This is a genomic window from Treponema sp. R8-4-B8 (genome assembly GCF_054786175.1).
In genome coordinates this window covers 18413-40528 of record NZ_BDHE01000006.1, presented here as the reverse complement: position 1 = coordinate 40528, position 22116 = coordinate 18413, and the positions used below count along the sequence as shown (strand labels likewise).

The window sequence follows — 22116 nt, the reverse complement described above, 5'->3', positions numbered from 1 at the left end:
TTTTACATACCGTTAAAAAATGCCTTCCGGTGTTTTTGCGATATTGCCTGATAATTTTTTCTCTCCTCTCGCGAGTGTAAACCGGGAACATTATGCGGCGCTTTTGGTGCTGTACTATCGGCTTTTTCAGGAAAATACGCGAGGGCTTGAACGTGAACTGGTAGTTCGGGAATTTATGAACTATCTTTCTCTTCACCGTGACAGTTTAAAAGAAGAAGATGAAGAACCCGTAAGAGATCAGGCTATTAACACTCTTTACGATAATCCTTCTTCTCATATAGAAACAGGCGCACAGGAATTAGACTTTGGAGTTGCCGTAAGTAATTTAAGCGAAAACCGCCCTGCTCATGTAAACCGTTCCGCAGATGAACGGACTTTGGCAAGCAAGTTTTTACGCCGGTTTATAAATGCCGGTTGGCTCTCCGAAGAAACTTTGGCTGACTTTACCAAAGTGATTAACATTACTGCGTATGGCAAGCCTTTTATGAAATCCCTTGCCGACATTGACGGCGGCCTTAAAACTGAATATGAAAGCCATGTCGTTACGGTTTACTCCATGCTCTGCGGCGAAACAATAAAAAAAGACGGACACCACGCCGTACTCAAGGCGCACGAGGAGTGCCGCTCGCTGATTGACTCCCTCAAAGTTTTATCTCAAAGTATCAAGGGCTATTACGACAGCCTCAACGCGGAAGCGGTACGCTCTTATGCCTCATCGGCGTTACACGAACATTACGATCTCTACATGGGAGAAGTGTTGGACAGGGCGTACAAACGGCTTAAAACTTCCGACAATGTTTCCCGTTACCGTCAGGGTATTTTTAAACAGGTGGCGGCTCTTCTTAAAGACGATCAATGGCTTGATGAAAGCGCTGGCAAATATATGCGGATACTTCAAACAAGCCGTGATGAATGTCGAAAAAAACTGACGTCCATGCTGGAGGAAATTCGGGACGATTTAAAATCCGTTGATCCTTTAGAAGATGAAATCGACAGACGAAATACTGCTTACTCACGTTCCAGCACGGAAATTATCAAAGCCTATATTGAGCCGGACAGTACTGTAGCTGGAAAAATCGGTCAGCTTATAAAATCGATCTACGGCGGCAATGAAGAAGTTAAATCCGGCATTACTCACGGTCTGCACCGCATCAGATTTCTTTCCCCTTCCAGCCTTGTCTTTACCAAAAAACGGGCGGAGGGTGATTTTATTACCGCTCCTCCAACAGTCAATGTTGAAGCTCTTGAACAATCTTATGCGAAATTTCTTGAACGAGTGAAGAAGCAGCCATCCATCAAGCGGATTAACGCATGGCTTGACGAACAAGGCGGGAAAGAAAAAATCCTTATTCCAGAAGAACTTATCACAGGGGAAGATTCCTACATCCGTTTTATTTACGCCTTGCTCTACGGCGACTCACGACGAGATGATTTTGGTTATAACATTGAAGATACTGATGAGACAAAAGCAAATGCCTGTTCGGTAAAAGCTGCGGACTATATTGTTCCAGATATACGTTTTCGCAAGAAGATCGATGTCCGCGCCACTGTTGACGGAGATGAGCCATGAACCAAGACCTTGACGCTCTTGTATTGATACGCGATCTTTCAAGCGATGATTTTGAAAAATTCAAAATGGCGCTTCATATACTTACGTCAAAAACATTCATCATTCGCGGCATTGACAAGGAACAGGAGCTTTACGATTTTACCGTCAGGAACAGCGCGCTTTTTGACGCGTGGTTTTCCTGCATGGACGCTACTCTTGTACGGGATGAAAGTTTAGGAGTTATCGCTTTTCGAGGTTTGGGAAATACCAGACTTTATTTTTTAAAAGAAGAAATCTGCGCGGTTCTTGTTCTGCGCCTTCTTTACGAAGATAAAAAACTTGAAGTAACATTAAATAAATTTCCGATGGTAACGGTAAGGGATTTTCAAGACAAGTACAACGCCATGACCGGCGACGAGATAAATAAAACCACACTTAAAAAAGTTTTGACTAAACTTTCTTCCTGTAAATTAATTTCTGTAGAATCGCAGGACTATGCGGACCCCGAAGGGATCATTCAACTGTATCCGAGCATTCCCCTTAGCATAGACCGTAACGCGCTGGACAACGCAATTGCTTTGTTGGGGGATAAGAGCGAAGATGGGGAAGATGTGGAGGGCGAGCTATAATTATGGTTACTCTGGAACGTTTGCGGCTTGTCAATTGGCACAACTTTGATGACGAAGTAATAGAAATAGGTAACCGCTGTCTTCTTGCCGGAGATAACGGTTCAGGCAAGTCAACGGTCATTGACGCGATTCAATATGTGATGGCGGCGAATTTGCGAATGGCGCGGTTTAATTCCGCGGCGGACGAGCGCCGAGGCGGAGGGCGCGACCTAATGGGCTATGTGCGCTGTAAACTTGGCAGTGAGTCAACAGAGTACCGCCGAAACGACACTATAGCCCATGTAATGTTGGAGTGGCAAACAAACGAGGGCAATTTTGCCTGCGGCGTTTGTATTGAAGCATACAAAGACAATCACCATACCGAACATTTTTGGATCGGGGACATAAGTTCTAAAGACTCCATACGGGCTATAAATATCCGCAACGAAAAAAACGAACCGCTGATGTTCCGTCAATTTAAAAATATACTTGCGGAAAAAAATCTTTATGACTATCCCACAAAGCAACAGTATGTGAAAGACCTTACCAACCGTCTTGGAGTTTTCAAACGACAGCCCGATGTTAATCCTTACCTTGATTCGCTTACCCGCTCCATCGGTTTTAAGCCACTTGATTCCATTGATCAATTTGTATGCGACTTTATTCTCGAAGAAAACCCCGTGTCGATTCAGGACATGAAACAGAACCTTGAAAATTATAAGGAAGCGGATCGGCAGGCAAAAGGGGCGATAGCGAAAATTGGCGTGCTGAAAAAAATCTGCGCTAAGGCGGCGGAATGGCGCAATTACGACGGACTTATCATCAAACAGGAATATTTGAAACTCAGCATTGAAAGGGAAAATGAAAAACAAAAGAAAAACAATGCCGCTCGCCAACTTACGGAAACGCAAAACAAATTGGATTTTACCAACCGCGAAATTGACGCGCTAAACCAAAAGCGGTTGGACGCGGAACAGGAACTGAGGGCTTTGGATCAAAGTCTTGCCGCCAATGACGCGCATCGGCTTTACGAAGAAATTAGGGCGCGTATTGAACGAATAAATCTTGACCTTGCCAAGCAAACGGAACAAGCCGACAAATACCGGAATTTAAAATCCCATTGCGAAACTCTTTTGAACCGCGTTTTAACAGAAGACTTTGACGGTGAAGACGCCGCCCTTGCCGAAGAAGCGAAGAAATACCAAAACGAAAGATACATCGCCGAACGGAAAAAAGATGACGCGGCGAACAATCTCCGCGACATTCGCTCTGAACTTGCGGAACTTGATCGAGGCATACTCCGCTATCCCGACGCTCCACGCGAATTGCGGACTGCTTTGGAGAAGGCTGGCATCGAAGCTTTCTTTCTGGCGGAAGCGGCGGAGATTACCGAACCTGCATGGGTTGACGCCGTAGAAGGCTGGCTTAACACAAGACGCTTTGCCATTTTAGTCGCTCCCGAAAATTTTCAAAAAGCCATTGAAATATACGACCGCCTTCCCCGTTCTGTAGCAGGCGCTTTTATTCCCAATATCGAAAAAATGCGGAACGCAAATGCTAAACTTGGTTCCCTCGCGGAAATAGTCAAAGCCGAAGGTTACGCGCGTATTTACATCAACTACACATTGGGAAAAGTAATGCGCTGTGATCTCGCGAATCTTAAAACTTATGATTCCGCGGTTACCAAAGAATGTATGACTTATACGAACCATACCGTTTCACGAATTAAGGAAGATGTTTATAACCGTCATTATTTGGGGAGAACCGCATTGGAAGAGCGCAAGAAATTCTTATCCGCTGAAGCTGAGCGTATCGAAGCTGAATTGACAGTTGCCGAAAGGGAAGAACGGGAAGCGCGAAACCGCGAAGATTGCTGTAACCGCGTAATACGTTTTATGCCGGAACTGAAATATCTTTTTCCTTCCATTGCGAGCGCGGAACTTCTTGCTGGACAGCTTACAACAGCGAAGAAAGAACTTGCCGCAATAGACACGCAGTCATTTAAAGAGTTGGAAAACAAACGCGGTGAATTGGCGAAGTATCTTGATCAATTAAAGGATGATAATGACAACTTGCAGAATACCCGCGGCGGTTTGAATAACAAATTATCCAACTGCAGAGAAGACCTTGATCAATTCACTCAATCTCAGGAAGAAAAGGAAGAGGCGATCAAAAATTTCGGCAATGATCATCCCCTTATGATCGGTGAATGTGAAGAATACGCGCAAGACAAACTTTCAAAAAACAGCATCGCTGAACTAACCAATACCTATGAAACAACTTTAAAAAGATTCAAAAGTATAACAGAGACTCTTAAAAAAGAGTACAATAAACTTGTCGCCGATTATGAACATGAGTTTCATTATCTTCTGGGCATGGAACCTTCGGATAATGCCGAAGCGGAAACTCTGTTAAAGCGTCTTGAAACTTCGGAACTGCCCCAGTACCGCGAAAAAATAGCGAAGGCGTATCAGGACGCGGAAAAAGAATTCAAAGAACATTTTATTTCCCGCCTTAACGAGCATATCGAAGAGACAAGAGAAAGTTTTAAAGAGATTAACGATATTCTGCGTACTCTCCATTTTGGTCGGGATCAGTATTGGTTTCATCTTGAAGAACTTAGCGAGCGCAAGGGACAGATAGAAGTTATCAAGCAAGCGGCAAAGATACCCACTGCGGATGAAGGGCTTTTTTCCCAACTTGTCGATCCATCCGAGAAAAAAGCCGCTGAGGAACTTTTTAACCGTATTTTAAATTCTCCATTGGATTCAAAAGAGCTTAAAGCGATTTGCGATTACCGCACTTATTTTCACTACGACATCAGAATCAAGGAAACCGACAACCTTGACGAAGATGACAATCCGGCGATTCTTTCTCTTTCAAAGGTACTCAAAGAAAAATCCGGCGGTGAGTCGCAGACTCCCTACTATGTCGCTATTGCCGCAAGCTTCTACCGTTTTTACAAAGCGCGTCCCGAGACTACAGTACGTCTGGTAATTTTTGACGAAGCCTTTAACCGCATGGACGACGAGCGGATCGGCAAGATACTTGAGTTTTACAAAACTCTCAATTTGCAAATCATCACCTCGGTTCCGCCTGAAAAAATTGAAGCTATCGCTCCCCACATGGACAGGATTAATGTGATAAGCCGTTTTGGCAACGCGGTAAAAGTAAGAGACTGCCACATTGACGCCATTGATTCAAATGATATTGACATAAGCGTATGAAATTTTTATATCGGTATTAAGCAAAGGTAAGAAAAATGACAAGCTGGAAAAAAAAGATTATTGATGAGTTTATCAGCCATTATTTTGATTCCGCTTCGGAAACAGAAGAGAATCGAAGCGTCCTGCGCGTGCGTTCCTCTTTGCTTTTCCCCAATTTTGACACAATCCGTTCTGATGAAAAAGAATCTTATTTGGAAGCCGCAGAATCTCTGCAACGAAAAGGAATAATAAATCTTAACTGGGAAAAGCGTAACAAGGGCGAGCGTTTAAAAACTTTAAGCTGTGAAAACTTTGAAAAACTTTTTGAAGAAGCCGGAAGACCGTATCCTAAAACCGAAGCGGAAAAAATTAGAAGTATGTTAGGTGAAAAAGTTCGAGCAATTAAAGAGTCAACACTGCCGGGCAGGGACGCTGTTCAAACAGAAAAAACAATCGCCCTTCTGGAATTTCTTTCCCTGCGCTTCAGTCCCCATGAAATCGGGCAGGGAATCGATCAACACGCTATGGAAGAATTTATCCGTCTTCTAGAATTCTGTTCCGAGTCTGCTCAGCGCGAAAAATTAACGACTCGCGCTCTTTCAATTTTGCTTTACCATGATTCAAAACGTCTTGAGAACCTTCTGTCTCTTTGCAATCCGCTTTTTTCCCGCGCTCAAAAAACCGTCTCTATTCCCGATCTTTCTTTTTTGGAACGCTCCTATCCAGAAACCATGATCGCGGGAAAAATTATTATTCAATTCAAAAACCAAGAGCCGCCTCTGGTAAACGCCGAAGGTCATATCCTCGGCTTTCCGCTTGAGAGCGCTGAAGTGATTGAGTCAATACAACTTGTGTCAGATAAAAAAGAAAAAACCGTACTGACAATTGAAAACAAAGAAACTTTTTACGCTCTTGGAAGTCCGCAAAAACACAATGAGAGTAAAGACCTTTCCCATTATGATTGCTTTCTTTACATAGGCGGTTACTCAAACCGCGCCGCCGCCGCTCTTGTAAAGACGCTTGCCTCTTCTGGTTTTTCTTTTTACCATGCCGGAGACCTTGACCCAGACGGGATTCTTATTTTGCAGCATGTTCAGGAGTTGGCGGAAAAGCCTGTTGTTCCGGTACGGATGGATGCCGCGACTTTTGACAAATATCAAGCGTGGGCGCGACCGCTTGACAAACAAACGTTACGCCAAATAGAAAAAATAAGAGAAGAAATAAACAATCCCGAACTGGCAGGACTTTTGCGGCGCATTGAAGAAACAGGCATGGGCGTGGAGCAGGAGATTATTGATTATAGGTGAAAATTTTGTTGTAACAAAATTGTTTTACAATTTATTGAATACTTCCATAAATGGTAAAACATTACCGTTTGGATTATGCCGTTTATTACTATTATGATCTTCAAATATTGAGAAAACAATAATTTTAAATTTTTTGATGAATTCATTTTCTAGAAGAACTTCTTTGAACAATTCAGCCATGTGATTGGGGGGATTTGCATATGCTCCACATCCAAATGCGCCTAATACCAAGCAATCATGCTTATACTTACCCGCAATTCTTAATATTGTTCGTATTTTTTCTTTTGTTGGTTCTATAAGATTATCAACTATATAAAAATTTCCATTTCGTTCTATTAAATCAGGCGCGTTTATTGCTGGAACGGTAACTATTGAAACAGTATAAGGTTTTTTCAATAAACAATATCCGTTCTTTTCTGAACCGCGAAATACTGTTATATCCGCAGAGTATATGCCACCCGTATTTCTATCAAGCGGATAACTTTTTTCATGCTTTTCTATACCATATTCATTTGCGTAAGCAGTAAATTGGTATAATGACAAAAACAAGTTAGTCCGTCTGAATAAATTTTCTTCCTGCGCCCCTGCGCCATTAAGCACCCCACCGCCCGGATTTTGACGGCTTGCTAAATTTAATACACAGGGATTAAATCCGGACTTTACTAAAATTTCAGATGTTTCCAGACAATCCGCATTAATAACTGAATATCTTGTTTGATAATCACCATTAATTTCTAATTTGTTAGGTGCAATAAAATATTCAGTATTTTCAGGTAACAGCTTGTTGGGGATATCTATAAAAATACCATCCACATAATAACCGCCATTTTTGACTGCTTTAATCGTATTTTGAAAGATTTCCGCTCTAAGTTCACGATATCCTGTCCCTTTTTTTGAAGCAATCTCAAATTGATTCCTCCATATTATATGATCAAAATCATTTTTTGATGTAACCATATTGTATCTCCTATAATTTATTCTGCCATGAAAAAAATATTTATATCAAGTAATATACGGATATTATTCTTCTTTTCCTGTCAGTTTTTGCAAATCATTATAAAAACTCGCGACATCGGTTACCAATTCCCATTTTATGTTTGAGCCGATATATTCAAACGTTTTTTTTTGGGCGGCTACTGCAATGTTATCTGAAAGACGAGGGTTATCGCTTTTAGTTTCTACAACAAGATGAAGATAAATATCGTCTGTTTCTTGTATGCGTGTTGTATACACAAAATCGGGGCTGGTTGTGCCGCCGGTATAGGTTGGCAATCTTATACTTCTCTGAGGTAATTTTCCGTAAACGATAACCTGTTCTGGCGGATCTATTTTCAAAACTTCATGCTCAATATCACTGTCGTATACTACTTTGTCATACAAATACCGTTCTTTATCATGTTTTACATCTTTTGCGACATTTGCGCCAAGATAGCTTTGACTTAATTCAGCGACAAAATCACCTCCCTTAAAAAGACTTGTTTGGGCGGTGTAATCAAGAGACTGGTATGTGAATCTTTGTTTATAGGTTTCCGTGAATTTTGATTCAAATACTTTAATAATTTTTTCAAGAGTATTTGTATTAAATAATTCAGCGGATGTATTTTTCCCTTTGCGAGCCATAGAAAGAGTTTTGTGTAACATAACCAGCGGCAGTGATGTACGTTTATTTAACCGTTTCAAAAATTCTCCGTAATTTATTACACTGATTTCAGATTTAACAGCTCTGTATCCGCCAGTTTCAAGAATAACAGTTTGACTCTCTTTTTTTACATACTCGTCCTTGATCTCCGTTATAGGATTTATAAAATAATCATTATCGGAAAAAATCTCTATCAGTAATTTTTCTATTTCATCATTACCTAATTTTTCAAATTTAAGTATATAACGTTTTGTAACGATGTCCCAAAGGTCTCGAATTTTATTAAAATTCTCTTTGTTAAGACGTACTTTGGATGGTGATGGCATTTCGTTTCCTGTAATTACTCCGTTTCTTACCTTTAAGCCGCTTTCTTCCGGTAATAGATCGAATAATTTGTCTTTATCTTTTATAATGTCATTTTCATCAATTATATCATCAAGAAGTAATTTACCTTTTGCTTTTGCGATATTTACCGCATAGTTTGCTTTTACCAAAATTTCCAAAATATCATTAGTTATTTTTCCTTCAATCTTGCCGCCATCGGCATTAATTTCACCTACCAGTTTTTTCGCAAATTCTTTTTCCGAATAATCAATGATGTAGGTTAATCTAAAATCTTCGCCGTATCGAGTTGGAGTAACCCTCGAACCGTTTTCATCAAAGGGAAGGCGCAAGCCCCTGCCTACTTCCTGAAGTTTCCTGATTTCTGAGCCGGAGCTTCGCAATTTTGCGATTACAAAAACATTGGGATTATCCCAGCCTTCACACAGAGTCCATTTTGAAAAGAAGAAGCGGCATACATTCCACTCGCCGTTTTTGTTTTTAAATTGTAATGATTGTTCTTTATCACGCAAAACTTTATCAACTTCATCTTGAATAGCGGCATCGCCTTTTTTAGAATTGTCCTCGGCAAAATATCCGGCTATTGCTTTCATTTCATCCTTCTCATTTTTCTCAAGAGAAGCCAGTAAAAATTTTTCGTATTCTCCTTGTGCCTTTTTAATTTCTTTCTTAATTTTCTTTTTAAGCAAATTCTCGAACTTCGCGCGAAGCCAGCCTTGTCCGTCTTTCCCCCGAAATGAAGCGATACTGTCAATAAAAAAGAGTGAATTGGTTTTTATTCTAGGTAAATTGTTTTGCAAATTACCTCCTGCACTTGTCCGGTAAAAGTTTTCTTTTTCCTTTTCAAAATGCGCTTCTAACGCCTGATTTAAGATCAACTCTTGATAACCTGAAGAAAAAATCTGAGGGATCAATTCCATATCAGGGTGAAGATCAAGATCGTTTGAAAGAATTGCAACAGATGCGGAAGGAGCTTCTTTCAACGTAATGCCGCCCGAAAATTGCACGTCAATAGATGATAAGTCTTCATCTATACATAATTCACACTTCTTTTTTGGTTTTCCTTTGTTTGATTCAACCTTGCTAAATGTTACCGATTTTCCTCGTTCTATTTGATTAACTTTATATTTCACAAATTCCGTTTTTGTATCCGGCAGCATGGGATATTCAATGTGAACGCCTTTTACCAGTCCTTCATTAAAAGCACGGATCGAATTTAAGTCGTACACAAAATTTTCATAATCTTTTTTTGAAAGTCCGCCGGTTTTTATGTCAGGAAAAGTCGCCCCAAAACGAATTATAATTTGTGGGCAAAGACCTTCTGTTATTGTTTTCCATGCCTTGTTTGTTTTGTTGAACCGGTGCGGTTCATCAATAATTACAATAGGTCGTGTGGCTTTAAGTCCCTCCATCGGACAACTGATATTTCCAAACAGGGTTGAGTCATAATCCGATTTACTCATTGAAGAAGATGAAAGCATTCCGTCATTGAGCAGCAATACATGAATGTTTTTATCTTCAACAGCGGAAGCGTCACAAAACGAGCGAAGGGCTTCCGGGATTTGCTTGCGTTTGCCTTTTTTTGCGTCAAAATCTCCGGCGTTGATAATTCCAAGATGAATGGATTGATTGCCGAATTCCTGCCTGAAATGTTTATTCCAGTTGTCTGAGGCAATGGACATTTTTACTCCTTCTTTAATCGCAACGCTGGGAACAAGAATAATAAATTTGAATATGCCGTACTTCTGCCGCTTTATAACGGTATAACAAAAAAAGAGGTTAAAAATGTGATTGAGAGGAGATTAATGAGTATTATGATTTTTTCTAAAATTTAGCCAGTGACTACTATTTTAATTTTATTTTTGTATACTTGTACGCATAAATCAAATATCCCTTTAATTACACAAGGTACAAATAACATCGCAGGAAAAATAATAAGCCGTTTTGCCCATATATTGTTAATTAACGTATGTTGCAGAATAATGTTACGCACAAGAAGATGGTATAAAAAAATGTATAGTGAATAATTACCCATTTTTACAAGAATTCTAATCACCCATTGCAGAACTCCATTATTTAAGCGTTCAATTAATGTGATCGCCAAAAACAGAAACAATCCCATCAGCAGACCATATACCCCAAGTGAAACACTCGGCGGATTGAAACCATTGCCAAAAGGTAATTTTGAATCTATAGTGAATTTGTTTTGATAAATAAACAAATACCAAGCTATCAATAAAATTATAGACAATCCAGTAAACCAAACATGAACGGTTTTACTTATAATCTTGAAATTATTGCTTGCAAACCACATCCCGATATAATAAAGGACTATATAAGTTGCGCCAAATATGTATTTTCCACCGCCATGAACAGGAAGCATAAAAGTATATTTTAGAGAAAAAATACTTACCACCCCGCCAATAAAAACAAATATTATGTGCCATATTAGTGGATAATTTTTCTTGTTAAAATACACTATTATGTCATAAAGAAATGGACTGATAATTAATAACTGTAAAAAGAATAAAATAAAATAGAAAGGAGGCGAGGCACTAAAGCTAAGCAACTGAGAAACATAAGTTCTTAAATCAAATCCTCTGTTATAATATGTTTGGTATAGTGCTGTTGCTATTGCGTAAGGAACAAGTAAATTATTTACACGCCGAATGGTTTCCTTTATTCCGCGTTCATTATAATGACGTCTGTTTGAGTAAAACGAAGTAATACCTGATAAAAGCACAAACAATGAAACACTATAGTACGAAAATAAACTGATATGTCTATCTGTATACAACAAACCGTTAGTATGATCAATAATAACAGCGACTATCGCAATTAATTTCGCGATATTAATCCAGTTTTGGCGTTTTAGAAACATCTATACATCCTCCAAAAATATCATCCATAATTAACTTTAAATTTGCCTGTTCATTGTCATCTATTGAAATAAATATCACGCCATCATCTTTAAGTAGTCTTTGTGCTATTTTCAGATGAGGGTACATGAACGTAATCCATGCGCTGTGCGAACTTTTTCCCTGTATGGATTTAAGACGGGTTATTTCTTCATCGGTATAACCTAATATTGATTTTAATTTTTCATCATTAAATTCAAATTTATCCGAATACACAAATTCCTCGCCGGTATTATATTGTGGATCGATATAGATAAGTTTTATTTGGTTCTCGTAGGCATTGGCTAAATGGCGAAGTGCGTCAATATTATCTCCGGTGATAAAAACATTACAGCTGTTGGCGTTCTCCGGCTGAGAATTATGTTTACAATCGGGAACTATCATAGTTTCGGATTTTAGCCCCACTTGCAGGCGAGCATAATCCTTGCCCACAAAACCCAATTTGTAGCCGTCTCGAGCTTCCGCGATATTGTTATTTTTTAGCTCGTCTTCAAATTTGTCAGTTTTGAAATTACCGTCTTTGTCAAAAAATTTGGGAATTGCGGCTTTTAGAGTGTTCAGCAAGTCATCGTTTGGCTGGGCTGTTTCGTTGTGGTTGAGGATGGCTTTTAAGCCGGTTGTGTCTGGCATTTTTCTGTCTAAAAACTCCAAAATTTGATGAAAATACAAATATCTGTAATACAGATATTTCATAGTAATACTAGTTAGTAATAAATTCAAGCTAATAGTATGTTTATTCGGTATTAGGGTGAGTAAAAAATGGAAGAACATGAATTGTTGGGGATTTTAAGCAATAATATTCGCCGTTGTAGACGGCAGAATAACCTGTCTCAAGAGGTTCTTGCCGAGAAAGTAGATATTTCCCCTAATTTTTTGAGCAATCTTGAGTGTTGCAAGAACTGGGTTTCTTCCGACACGCTAGTTAAACTTGCCGCCGTTTTTAACGTTGAACCTTACGAACTTCTCAAAGCGGACGCACTTTTAACGGAAAGGGAAAATGACATCTTAAAGTCCTATGCTGACGAAAATATTAAAGCGGTTTTAAGTGTTGTTAATCAGTTGGCGGGGAAGTAACGATGAGGATATTTTCGGATAAAAAATTCAAGAAGGAGTTTGTTTTTTTTGATGAGCCGAGTTAGGTAAATGTACTTCTTGTTTAACATTATCTTTTTTCTCTAATACGAGGGCTTTCTGATACGATTCTAATGTACTCTCAAACCATGTTAAATAATTATTGTATTTCTCTTTAAGAACATTTTTGTTATTCAAAACATTCTTAATATCATTTTCTATTTCCTGATTTAACTTTTCTTTGAACAGTCCTTTGATATTACTTCCAACGAGGTCAAACTTTTCACATATCTCTCTATATTGCTCTGAAAATGAAGAAATGTTTTTTATCAATGAAAAATAATTATCCTCATTTATTAGATCTTTATTCTCTGATGATAAAACGCTATTGTAAACTTTTAGTTTTATATCATTAGGTAACAAATCTTCAAGCTCTGCATTTTCAATACTGTTAAAATATTGAAAAATAAAAACGCTTTCATTAATACAATTTTTATATTCGCTTTCAATAAACTTTTTTAGCTTTTCAGCTGGTTTATCGGAATCTAAAATGAAAATCCATTTAGTATTCATTCTTATTGACCTGTGTATCAAATATTTCATAATATTCTCACAACCACCACCATGATGAAAAACACAATCATCTAAAGGAAATGGAATCGACTCTTTTGAAATTAAACTATATACGGTTTTAAATAATATGGCATCCCCATACCCTTCAAAAACAAAATTTACATTACCTGTTGAATCAAATTCACTAAATTCTATATTCAAAGCATTATATAGAACTTCCTCTTGCATAAAACTACCAATTCTATTACTATATGCATATATTAATTGAGAAATTTCATTGTTTTTTTTAATAATAATATGTCGGCCAAAATTATGTCTATCAATCATAAACATTGAATGTGTTGTATAAAAAACAATATTATTTTCTGTTCCTGCTATTTTGATTAATTCTTTGAGCATAAATTTCACACCTGATGGGTGTAAGTGAGTTTCTGGTTCATCTAATAAAAGTATAGTATTTTTCAAAACTTTCTTATTTGCTTCAGCTCCTATTGTTAGTAAGAATGAAATAAAAGTTTTACAACCTTGGCTTCTTTCAATTAATGAGTAATAACTTGCATATTTTTTATCAGGATCGAATATTGCAACCCTTAATTCTTTTTCCTCAATTGTGATTTTTATCTTTTGATCATAGTCAGACCAAATATTATGTAAAAAATTATTAACACTGTCTGTTAATTGATCTGAAATACGACTTCTTTCATTTCCGTCTCTTTGTGCCTCTTTTATTTTTGCTTTAATATCGTCAAGTAGGCTAATACCGAAACTTATCCGAAAAATATTAATCAGTGGCCTCGGAATATTAACCAATTCATTTTGTTGCATTAATTCATCAAGATTAATTATGGACTCCTGAAGATATTTCTCATCATATTCCCAAAAAACAACTCTTGGAAGCATAGAATATAAATAGTCGTTCAAATTATCTTTAATAAGATTGATAAAGAATCCATCTTCGTTAGTATATTTTTCAGATATTGGTTCTTTTAGTAAAACTAGAGTATTATTATTTTCTTCTATTTTATTTTTATTTGTTAATATATTATTATCTGATTTTTTAATTTGTATCTCAATCTCTTTAATTCTTTCAGTCTGATCTGCGGTTAAACTTTGTATTGCTTTTAGTTTCTTTAATTCCTCATTTAAAGAAGATTTATTTGTTAATTCATTTTTAATATTTAAATCAAGGGACACATTCCTTTTTTCAATTTCTTTAATCACATTGGGAACTTTATAATCTTTTATCTCATCTAAAACTATTTTGATGTTATTTTTCAAATATGATATTTCATTTTTTAGATTCAAAACATTGTTAGAATGTTCTTGTTCTGTGTCTATTACATCTTCTTTTACTTCATTCTTATCGGATAATTCATCGTCTCCAATTACAGCTATTTCTGGGTTTAGCAGTTTATTAAGTGTATTTTCTTTTTGAACCAATAATTCTTGTAATTCCATTAGTTTTTCTATTTTCTGTTCTAATTCAATATGCAATTGGAAATCATTATTTGTGATAATCCGACAACTTTCAATATCTTTAAACCCCTCACTGGTTTTTATTTGATACTTACCTACATATTTATCTGGCCGTAGTATCATTAAATTTTCTTTTATCCTAATTTCAGAAAAATCAAAATAACGATCTTCGGAGTTTTTCTGTCTATCAAATACAATATTGTATGTGATAGACTTTTCTGTTATAATTTCCCCATCAAGTTCTGAGATATACTGCTTAAATAGGCTGTTACATTTACTTTGTAAAAAACTAAATTCCTCGTCATTCAATTTGAAAGAATATGTAATAAAGGGATTTTTTCTATCCATTTTTGGAGTATCAGCTTCTGTTAATCTTCTCTCACCGCCAAGAACACGGATTGCGGATAATACATTAGACTTTCCAGATTCGTTTATTCCTACAAAACCTATGCAATTATAACTAACCTTCAATTCCATATTCACGAGACTCTTAAATGCATGAAAAACAACCTTTACTAATTGCATTACATCCTCATTTTTCTCAATAATTTAAAATGATTTTTTCTATAATATACTTGTTTAACCTGCTCTGTCAACATAAATCTATAAAATTAGATAAGTCTTTCTTGCTTCACATATGACTGCGAACTTTTGGTCCAATACCTCATAGCCGTGATTACTAATAAACCAGCCTCCCCTTCGCAACAGGAATAGCACGCTCCGTAAGCTGTGCGGCCTCTATCCATTCATCTATTGCTATTTCAGCATTTTGCACGGCTTCGATATATGTTTTCCCGTCAGCCATACAACCAGCCAATTCAGGCACTTCTGCAATAAATGCGTTATCTTTTATGCTCCAATATACGATTATTTCATAATAGTTCATATAATCTATTTTACATTCATTCCTCTTCAAAATATCTTCCGCAAATGACACACATTCGTAAATATCTTGGGTATGAAGCGTCTCGTAACATTGGCGTATTGATTCTGTTATGCCGTACTTAAGGAAAAGGCTCAAAGTATCATACGCAGATATTCCATGCCGTCTGGCATATTCCTCCACGGCAAAAACGACTAAAACATTTTCCTCATGCCGGGTATTGGTCATTGGTATCCATTCCCTCCTATCCCTTCAATTAAATTATACACTCCGTAAACCGCCTGAATCAATCGGTCTGGTAGGACTTACCTCTGTAATTCTCTAATTCTTCATTCCACCCCAAAAACACCCAATTTTTATTAACTCCCCATTTTTTCTACCACTTAACAACCCACTAACCATTCTTGTATATACCTATGTGTTCCATTTATACCGAAGTTTATACCGAAGTTTATACCGAAGTCATTTCCTTTGTTTTTTGCCGTTTTATTGTTGCATACATCTCTCTTTACCCCATAGCAATTTCCACCACATTCCTATATACTAATAACAAATCGAATACAAGGAGAAAATTATGTCGTCAATCACGGAAAACAAACAGGGTTTGAAGGTTCTCATAATGGGAAGTATTTTACAGTTGTTCTTAGGGATAATTTACGTATGGAGCGTATTTGTAAGACCGGTCAGCGGTTTTTACGGATGGACTATTGATGGCGTAAAACTTACGTCTTCATTTATGCTTTGCTTTTTTGTCATAGGCATATTGGTTGGAGGAAAGGCGCAAGTGAAAATCGGCGTAAAAATCACAACCTTGATTGGCGGGCTAATGGTCGCGGTTGGTATGCTGGCGACCGCGCTGATTCCGGGGGACGGAAAAGCGCCCGTCTTTCTTATCTATCTTTTCTACGGAATCATCGGCGGCTTTGGCGTAGGCGCGGGATATAACGCTAACATTTCTTGCGCGCAAAAATGGTTCCCGCAAAACCGCGGCTTTGCGACAGGCATAAGCGTCTGTGCGTTTGGAGTCTCGACAGTTATCTTCGCGCCGCTGGTTACAACATTAATCAGTAAGCTTGACGTGAAGTATACGTTTTTAATTTTAGCCGCAGGCTTCGCGGTTGCGGTTCTCTTATTGTTCAATTTTATCAAAACGCCGGAGCAAGTACCAAACGCCGCCGCGCCTGTTTTGAAAGGCAAGCAGTACACGACTTTGGAAATGATCAAAACACCGCGCTTCTATTTAATCGCGCTGTCGCTCATGTTTGGCACTTCGGTATTTTTCATCATCCTTCCCAGTCTTAAAGAACTGGCGGAAAACAGAGGACTTGCGTCTTTCGCGACCGGAATTGTCATGTTCACGGGAATAGCCAACGCGCTCGGCAGACTTGGCGCGCCGCTTATGTCCGATAAAATCGGACGCGAAATGGCTGACATCATCATTCTTGCCGCGACCGCGCTTGGCGCGTTTGGGCTTTGTTTCGCCAACGGGATTTTGCTGATAGTGATCATCGCGGTAGTCGCTTTCTGTTACGGCGGTTATTCGGGACTGTATCCCGTTCTTACTTCGGGAAATTTCGGTATTAAAAATATCGGTTCCAATTACGGCGCGGTCATGGTAGGCTTCATGCTCTCGGCGCTGTTGTTCCCGATTGTGATCAAAAAAATCAACGGGCAAGAATTACAATTTATCGCCCTCGGCGCCCTTGCGGTTGTCGGCGTGGTACTGATTGTCATTCTAAGGTTGATGAATCTCAAACAACCGAAGGAATGAGTTTACAACATATGACCACTAAAAATACAAATGAATTTTATTTAATGATTTTTGATTAATAGTATTTTTAGTGGTCAGAAATTATTTTTTACTAGTATTTTGTGTTTACGGATAAATATTTACAAAAAGACCTCACGCAGAGGCGTAAGAGACTGTAGGAAAAGTATTTTTCGCAAAGATTCTCACGCAAAGGACGCAAAGTTGTTGTTTGCAGAATCATCGTTTTTCCCTAAAGATTTGTAGTTAAACTAATATATCTAGTCAATAATGAGTTATCGAACAGGAACTTTGCGCCCTTTGCGCCTCTGCGAGAGACTATTTGAGAATAATGTTTTGTAAAGTTTTAGATGTTACTGAATATTAGTACCCCATCCCAGGGAAGTAATGAGTCTTTGTACTTCTCACCTGACGCGGAAATAATCTGCGTTCCCAATAATAGACTTGCAAACTTTTTGGGCGGTTTAACTTTATTAAAAGAAAAGTTAAGCGCTATCGTGTATGTCTCGTCATTAAGTTTGCGCTGATAGATCATTATGCAATTATTGGAATAAACGGGGTGGAAATCTCCGTAGACAAGGCATTTGGTTTGTTTGCGTAAGGCGATTAATTTTTTGTAAAAAGACAATATTGAGTTGGGATCATTTTTTTGCGAAGCGTAGTTAATATACTTGTAATTTTTGTTTACCCTAAGCCAAGGTGTTCCTTTGCTGAAACCGGCGTTTTCGCTGTTATCCCATTGCATTGGAGTGCGGTTGTTGTCCCTTGAACCTGTTTTAATCCAATTCCAACGCAGCCATTTAGGGACGAATTTCGTTTTCAATAAATTGTCCATGTTGCGGCTTTCCACATCGTTGAGTTCATCAATACTCTTAAAATCAAAATTGGTCATGCCGATTTCCTGTCCTTGATAAATAAATGGCGTGCCGCGCAATGTCAGTTCAAAAAGCGCCAGCATCTTCGCGCTTCGCCGCCAGTACTCTCCTGACTTTTTTTTCAAATCGCCCTCATTAGTCAGGCGGCATTTTCTTAAAGCGCCAAAATGGGAGACAGTGCGTGTTTGATCGTGGTTTTCAAGATACAGGGCGCACCAGTCAAGTCCTAGTTGCCATTTTGACATTACTTCCAGCAATTTGCTGGCGCGGAATTTTTTCAGTATATACTTTACAATGCGGCGGTCAACTTCCAGATGATCAAAAAAGAAAAGCATATTCAGTTCTTTTCGACTCTCATCGCACAGAAGTTTCGCGTCCGGCAAATCGACAAAAACAGTCTCGCCTACCGTAAAGCAATCGTACTTGTCCAATACGTCGCGCCTTAGTTCGCGTAACACGGCATGGCAGCCTTCCTGCGACTTGTAATGTTCCAATCCTTGAATCGCTACGCTTTTTTTTCCGTCATCAAGGCTTGTTTTGTAAATTATGTTGATCACATCACAGCGGAACCCTGCGGCTCCTTTGTCCAACCAAAAACGAAGAATTTTCTTTACTTCTTCAATTACCTTTGGGTTTTTGTAATTTAAATCGGGCTGTTTTTTATCAAAAAGATGAAGATAATATTCGCCGCTTTTTTCATCGTACTCCCACGCGCTGCCCAGAAAAAAACCTGTCCAATTGTTTGGCGGAAGCTCACTGCCTTGCTTGCCGGTTTTTTTATCGGAAACTTTTTTACCGGGGCGCCAGATGTAGTAATTACGATAGGGGCTTTTAATATCGCGGCTTTTTTGAAACCACTCGTGTTCGTCGGAAGTGTGATTAATAACAAGATCCATAATAATTTTTATGTCTCTTTTTTTTGCTTCCGCGAAAAGTTTCTCCATGTCCGCCATCGTCCCGAATTTTGGGTTAATATTGTAATAATCGCTGATGTCGTAACCGTTATCGGCGTCGGGGGATTTATACACAGGCGAAAGCCAGATGATGCCCGCGCCCAAATCTTTAATCTCGTCCAGTCTTGAAATTATTCCCGGAATATCGCCGATACCGTCGTTTGGAAATTGCGTCTTTGAAGAATCCTGAAAACTACGGGGATAAATTTGATAAATAACTCTTTCTTTCCACCACATAAATAATCCTCTTTTCAAAAATATATTTTAATGATATAATATATTATTATGCAAAAAACTAATATTCGCAACCGGATAACTTTCGGTTTGGGGACAATCGGCAGGGACATGGTTTATGGCATAGTCAGCATGTTCCTTATGTTCTACCTTACTGACGTAATCGATCTGCCGACAAGTACAATGTGGTGGGTGGCAGGGATTATTCTTGCCGCGCGTATATTTGACGCTTTTAATGATCCTTTCATGGGGCTTATAGTCGATAACACGCACACGCGCTGGGGCAAATTTAAAATGTGGATTACAATAGGCGCGATAACTTCCCCAATCTTTACCATTTTGCTCTTTACCAATCTTGGACTTCAAGGCAACGCGTACATCATCGCTTTCGCTATTATTTACTTTATGTGGGGAATCTGTTACACGATCCACGACATTTCATATTGGTCAATGCTTCCCAGTTTAAGCGTCGATCAAAAAGAACGGGAAAAAATAGGGGCGCTTGCCCGTATTTTTGCCAATATCGGTTTGTTTTTTGTAGTTGTCGCAATTGTGCCGCTTACAACTTCCCTTGGAGTAAAACTTGGTTCTATGCAAAAAGGCTATTTTGTTTTCGCTATTTGCGTATCGGTTTTTATGTCTCTTGGAATGTGCGTAACAATTTTCGGCGTAAAGGAGACGGGTATTGTCGCGGATAAAAAACAAAATACGCCGTTACGTGAATTAGTAAACATTATAGTTAAAAACGACCAGTTGTTTTTTACAATGATTGCCCTTTCGCTGTTTATGATTGGTTATATGACAACTACCAGTTTTGGACTGTATTTTTTCAAATACGCCTATGGCGATGAAGGGATGTTTTCAATCTTCTCGGCAATTTTAGGCGTATCACAATTATCAGCCCTTGCGACTTTCCAGTTTTTCAGCAAAAAGTTCGACCGTAAAACTCTCTATACCGGCGCGATTATTTCGATGACGGCGGGTTATCTGCTTTTTTTCTTCGCTCCTGTTTCAACAATGTTATTCATCGGCATTGCCGGAGTTTTAATTTTCTTTGGGCAGTCATTTATCCAGCTTTTAATGGTTATGTTCCTCGCCGACTCCGTTGACTACGGACACTGGAAACTCGGCAAACGCAACGACAGCATCACTTTCTCCATCCAGCCGCTAATCAACAAATTAGGCGGCGCGGTAGGCAGCGGAATTGTTTCCGTAGTAATAATTATTTCAGGAATTAAAGAAGCCGATTCAGCCGCCGAAGTTACGCCCTCAGGCCTTTTAATGATGAAAGTCGCCATGCTAATCTTCCCTCTTTTTTGTTTTTTAGGGAGCTACCTAATTTACCGCATGAAGTATAAAATTGACAGTAAATTTTATAAACAGATACTTACCGATTTACAGGAACGTGGGGAGTTGAATAAAGAGGCATAATACCCCGAAGAATTTCACACGAAGATCACAAAGTAAGAAAAGATCACAAAGAAGAGGGAAGAGGGGGTTCTTGTCCTAAGTCTAAGCGTGAGTTTAGCGATAAGATAACCTCTATCTTTCTACTGCGAATATATTTGTAGTAAATCTCTCTGTGGTATCCCAATTCCATTCTGTTGTTAGAAAACTCATTTTTTTCTCAACCACTCTTTTATTTCATCGCCTGATAATCCCTGATCAAAAAGCTTAAGGATTTCTTCGTCCCTTTCTTCACGAACTTCATTACGAACTTCTTCACGAAGTTCATAACGAGCTTTTTCTCGAGCCTCTTCCTGCCAGACTTCCTTCGCGGTATCCCAGTTCCATTCCGTTGTCAGAAAACTCATTTTTTTCTAAACCTCTCTTCTATTTCATCAACTGACAATCCCTGCTTAAGAAGCTTAAGGATTTCTTTACGCTCTTCTTCGCGAGCTTCTTCTTGCCAGACTTCCTTCGCGGTATCCCAGTTCCATTCTGTCGTCAGCATACTCATTATCTCCTTGCCGTGTTTTTCCATTAGCTCTTTCAATATATCATGTTTGCGGCAATATTGCACGGCTTTTTTCATCGCTTCTTTTAAAGGCAATTTCTCTTTCTGAAACTCCCTCACCTTCGATATAAACGCGCTGTATTCGGCTAATGTCCGGCAATTTTGCGCTATTTTTTCGTTTTTTCCCGCGTTTATGTTTATTACCTTTACTTTCAGTTCTAATTCGGGAAGTTCATTTTTTGAAAACTCCGTACCTTCTGTTTCCTTGAACAAGTCTGATAATTTAACAATTTTCTCGTCGGGAAACGGGGCTACGCCGTTGTACAATACGAAAAACTCTGGCTTTGGGATTGAGAGCATTGTCGAAGAATATATCTTCTTATCATCGATGATTTTTTCATAAACCCGGCCTATGTACATTAGCAGGCGCAGAGCCATGTTCGGATTTATGCTGGACTGGTGTTCAATTAGAACGACCAGTTTTCCTCCGATTTCGAAGGAAATGTCGTTATAAATGTCCATGTACAAAATGTCTTCAAGGGTATTGATGACGACAGGGACATCTCGGCTAAGGGTTATCCCCTCCAGAGCGCAGTAGAGTTCTCTTAAAACATCAGGGTTGCTGAAGATAAAGGAGAAAACGCTGCTTTTAAATTTTTTGTTTACATTTTTCATAAGTGACCTCGCAAAATGGTTTTGTACCGAACCGCTAAAAACGGCATAAAAAGTACATACTCTATATGGCGTGCAGATGCGT

16 protein-coding genes are annotated in these 22116 nt (G+C 38.6%); 7 read left to right on the top strand and 9 right to left on the bottom strand.

Annotated features, from left to right (window positions below; translation table 11 throughout):
* Nucleotides 1-43 precede the first annotated feature (43 nt).
* From ACYVRA_RS01960 to ACYVRA_RS01945, 4 genes are all read left to right on the top strand, one after another.
* Nucleotides 44-1570, top strand: a complete 1527-nt coding sequence (locus ACYVRA_RS01960; protein WP_461251067.1) for a Wadjet anti-phage system protein JetA family protein — start codon at nucleotides 44-46, stop codon at nucleotides 1568-1570.
* Nucleotides 1567-2178 carry a DUF4194 domain-containing protein gene (locus ACYVRA_RS01955; protein ID WP_461251066.1) on the top strand — a complete coding sequence of 204 codons (612 nt, stop codon included), beginning with the start codon at nucleotides 1567-1569 and terminating at the stop codon, nucleotides 2176-2178. Before ACYVRA_RS01960 ends, ACYVRA_RS01955 begins: the two co-directional genes overlap by 4 nt.
* 2 nt (nucleotides 2179-2180) lie before the next feature.
* Nucleotides 2181-5384, top strand: coding sequence for an ATP-binding protein (locus ACYVRA_RS01950; protein WP_461251065.1), 3204 nt, complete (start codon nucleotides 2181-2183; stop codon nucleotides 5382-5384).
* Between the two features lie 503 nt (nucleotides 5385-5887).
* Nucleotides 5888-6670, top strand: coding sequence for a Wadjet anti-phage system protein JetD domain-containing protein (locus ACYVRA_RS01945; RefSeq protein ID WP_461251102.1), 783 nt, complete (start codon nucleotides 5888-5890; stop codon nucleotides 6668-6670).
* A 24-nt stretch (nucleotides 6671-6694) separates the two neighbouring features.
* Here the strand turns inward: ACYVRA_RS01945 and ACYVRA_RS01940 are convergent, their stop codons facing one another.
* The 4 genes from ACYVRA_RS01940 to ACYVRA_RS01925 form a co-directional block, all read right to left on the bottom strand.
* On the bottom strand, nucleotides 6695-7627 hold the full coding sequence (locus ACYVRA_RS01940; RefSeq protein ID WP_461251064.1) for a TIGR02452 family protein: 933 nt from the start codon (nucleotides 7625-7627) through the stop codon (nucleotides 6695-6697).
* Between the two features lie 63 nt (nucleotides 7628-7690).
* On the bottom strand, nucleotides 7691-10408 hold the full coding sequence (locus tag ACYVRA_RS01935; protein ID WP_461251101.1) for a type III restriction-modification system endonuclease: 2718 nt from the start codon (nucleotides 10406-10408) through the stop codon (nucleotides 7691-7693).
* A 74-nt stretch (nucleotides 10409-10482) separates the two neighbouring features.
* Nucleotides 10483-11532, bottom strand: a complete 1050-nt coding sequence (locus ACYVRA_RS01930; RefSeq protein WP_461251063.1) for an acyltransferase family protein — start codon at nucleotides 11530-11532, stop codon at nucleotides 10483-10485.
* Nucleotides 11504-12199, bottom strand: a complete 696-nt coding sequence (locus ACYVRA_RS01925; protein WP_461251062.1) for a DNA methyltransferase — start codon at nucleotides 12197-12199, stop codon at nucleotides 11504-11506. The genes ACYVRA_RS01930 and ACYVRA_RS01925 overlap by 29 nt, the downstream gene beginning before the upstream one ends.
* 129 nt (nucleotides 12200-12328) lie before the next feature.
* Between ACYVRA_RS01925 and ACYVRA_RS01920 the strand changes: the two genes are divergently transcribed.
* Nucleotides 12329-12643, top strand: a complete 315-nt coding sequence (locus ACYVRA_RS01920; protein ID WP_461251061.1) for a helix-turn-helix domain-containing protein — start codon at nucleotides 12329-12331, stop codon at nucleotides 12641-12643.
* 27 nt (nucleotides 12644-12670) lie between these two features.
* On the opposite strand, the gene ACYVRA_RS01915 is transcribed toward ACYVRA_RS01920, so the two are convergent.
* Together ACYVRA_RS01915 and ACYVRA_RS01910 are read right to left on the bottom strand one after the other, a co-directional pair.
* Nucleotides 12671-15166 (bottom strand): AAA family ATPase, encoded by a 2496-nt coding sequence (locus ACYVRA_RS01915; RefSeq protein WP_461251060.1) that lies wholly within the window; start codon nucleotides 15164-15166, stop codon nucleotides 12671-12673.
* 202 nt (nucleotides 15167-15368) lie between these two features.
* The gene (locus ACYVRA_RS01910) at nucleotides 15369-15800 is read right to left on the bottom strand and encodes a DUF3791 domain-containing protein (protein WP_461251059.1); all 432 of its coding nucleotides are present in this window, start codon (nucleotides 15798-15800) and stop codon (nucleotides 15369-15371) included.
* 346 nt (nucleotides 15801-16146) lie between these two features.
* Here ACYVRA_RS01910 and ACYVRA_RS01905 point away from each other — a divergent pair, with 346 nt between their 5' ends.
* Nucleotides 16147-17343, top strand: a complete 1197-nt coding sequence (locus ACYVRA_RS01905) for an MFS transporter (protein WP_461251058.1) — start codon at nucleotides 16147-16149, stop codon at nucleotides 17341-17343.
* Between the two features lie 343 nt (nucleotides 17344-17686).
* On the opposite strand, the gene ACYVRA_RS01900 is transcribed toward ACYVRA_RS01905, so the two are convergent.
* Nucleotides 17687-19405: an alpha-glucosidase gene (locus tag ACYVRA_RS01900; RefSeq protein ID WP_461251057.1), complete on the bottom strand. Its 1719-nt coding sequence runs from the start codon at nucleotides 19403-19405 to the stop codon at nucleotides 17687-17689.
* 48 nt (nucleotides 19406-19453) lie between these two features.
* Between ACYVRA_RS01900 and ACYVRA_RS01895 the strand changes: the two genes are divergently transcribed.
* Nucleotides 19454-20833 carry a glycoside-pentoside-hexuronide (GPH):cation symporter gene (locus ACYVRA_RS01895; RefSeq protein ID WP_461251056.1) on the top strand — a complete coding sequence of 460 codons (1380 nt, stop codon included), beginning with the start codon at nucleotides 19454-19456 and terminating at the stop codon, nucleotides 20831-20833.
* 185 nt (nucleotides 20834-21018) lie between these two features.
* Here ACYVRA_RS01895 and ACYVRA_RS01890 read toward each other — a convergent pair whose 3' ends face one another.
* Both ACYVRA_RS01890 and ACYVRA_RS01885 read right to left on the bottom strand, forming a co-directional pair.
* On the bottom strand, nucleotides 21019-21216 hold the full coding sequence (locus ACYVRA_RS01890; RefSeq protein WP_461251055.1) for a hypothetical protein: 198 nt from the start codon (nucleotides 21214-21216) through the stop codon (nucleotides 21019-21021).
* Entirely contained in the window at nucleotides 21213-22034 is an 822-nt protein-coding gene (locus tag ACYVRA_RS01885) for an Rpn family recombination-promoting nuclease/putative transposase (RefSeq protein ID WP_461251054.1), read from the bottom strand. The genes ACYVRA_RS01890 and ACYVRA_RS01885 overlap by 4 nt, the downstream gene beginning before the upstream one ends.
* Nucleotides 22035-22116: the final 82 nt, after the last annotated feature.

Coding starts and splice junctions, on each gene's coding strand:
- ACYVRA_RS01910 (WP_461251059.1), bottom strand. CDS start 15,800: ATGACCAATACCCGGCATGAGGAAAATGTTTTAGTCGTTTTTGCCGTG.
- ACYVRA_RS01915 (WP_461251060.1), bottom strand. CDS start 15,166: ATGGAATTGAAGGTTAGTTATAATTGCATAGGTTTTGTAGGAATAAAC.
- ACYVRA_RS01940 (WP_461251064.1), bottom strand. CDS start 7,627: ATGGTTACATCAAAAAATGATTTTGATCATATAATATGGAGGAATCAA.
- ACYVRA_RS01950 (WP_461251065.1), top strand. CDS start 2,181: ATGGTTACTCTGGAACGTTTGCGGCTTGTCAATTGGCACAACTTTGAT.
- ACYVRA_RS01930 (WP_461251063.1), bottom strand. CDS start 11,532: ATGTTTCTAAAACGCCAAAACTGGATTAATATCGCGAAATTAATTGCG.
- ACYVRA_RS01885 (WP_461251054.1), bottom strand. CDS start 22,034: ATGAAAAATGTAAACAAAAAATTTAAAAGCAGCGTTTTCTCCTTTATC.
- ACYVRA_RS01920 (WP_461251061.1), top strand. CDS start 12,329: ATGGAAGAACATGAATTGTTGGGGATTTTAAGCAATAATATTCGCCGT.
- ACYVRA_RS01890 (WP_461251055.1), bottom strand. CDS start 21,216: ATGAGTTTTCTGACAACGGAATGGAACTGGGATACCGCGAAGGAAGTC.
- ACYVRA_RS01905 (WP_461251058.1), top strand. CDS start 16,147: ATGTCGTCAATCACGGAAAACAAACAGGGTTTGAAGGTTCTCATAATG.
- ACYVRA_RS01900 (WP_461251057.1), bottom strand. CDS start 19,405: ATGTGGTGGAAAGAAAGAGTTATTTATCAAATTTATCCCCGTAGTTTT.
- ACYVRA_RS01895 (WP_461251056.1), top strand. CDS start 19,454: ATGCAAAAAACTAATATTCGCAACCGGATAACTTTCGGTTTGGGGACA.
- ACYVRA_RS01955 (WP_461251066.1), top strand. CDS start 1,567: ATGAACCAAGACCTTGACGCTCTTGTATTGATACGCGATCTTTCAAGC.
- ACYVRA_RS01945 (WP_461251102.1), top strand. CDS start 5,888: ATGGAAGAATTTATCCGTCTTCTAGAATTCTGTTCCGAGTCTGCTCAG.
- ACYVRA_RS01925 (WP_461251062.1), bottom strand. CDS start 12,199: ATGCCAGACACAACCGGCTTAAAAGCCATCCTCAACCACAACGAAACA.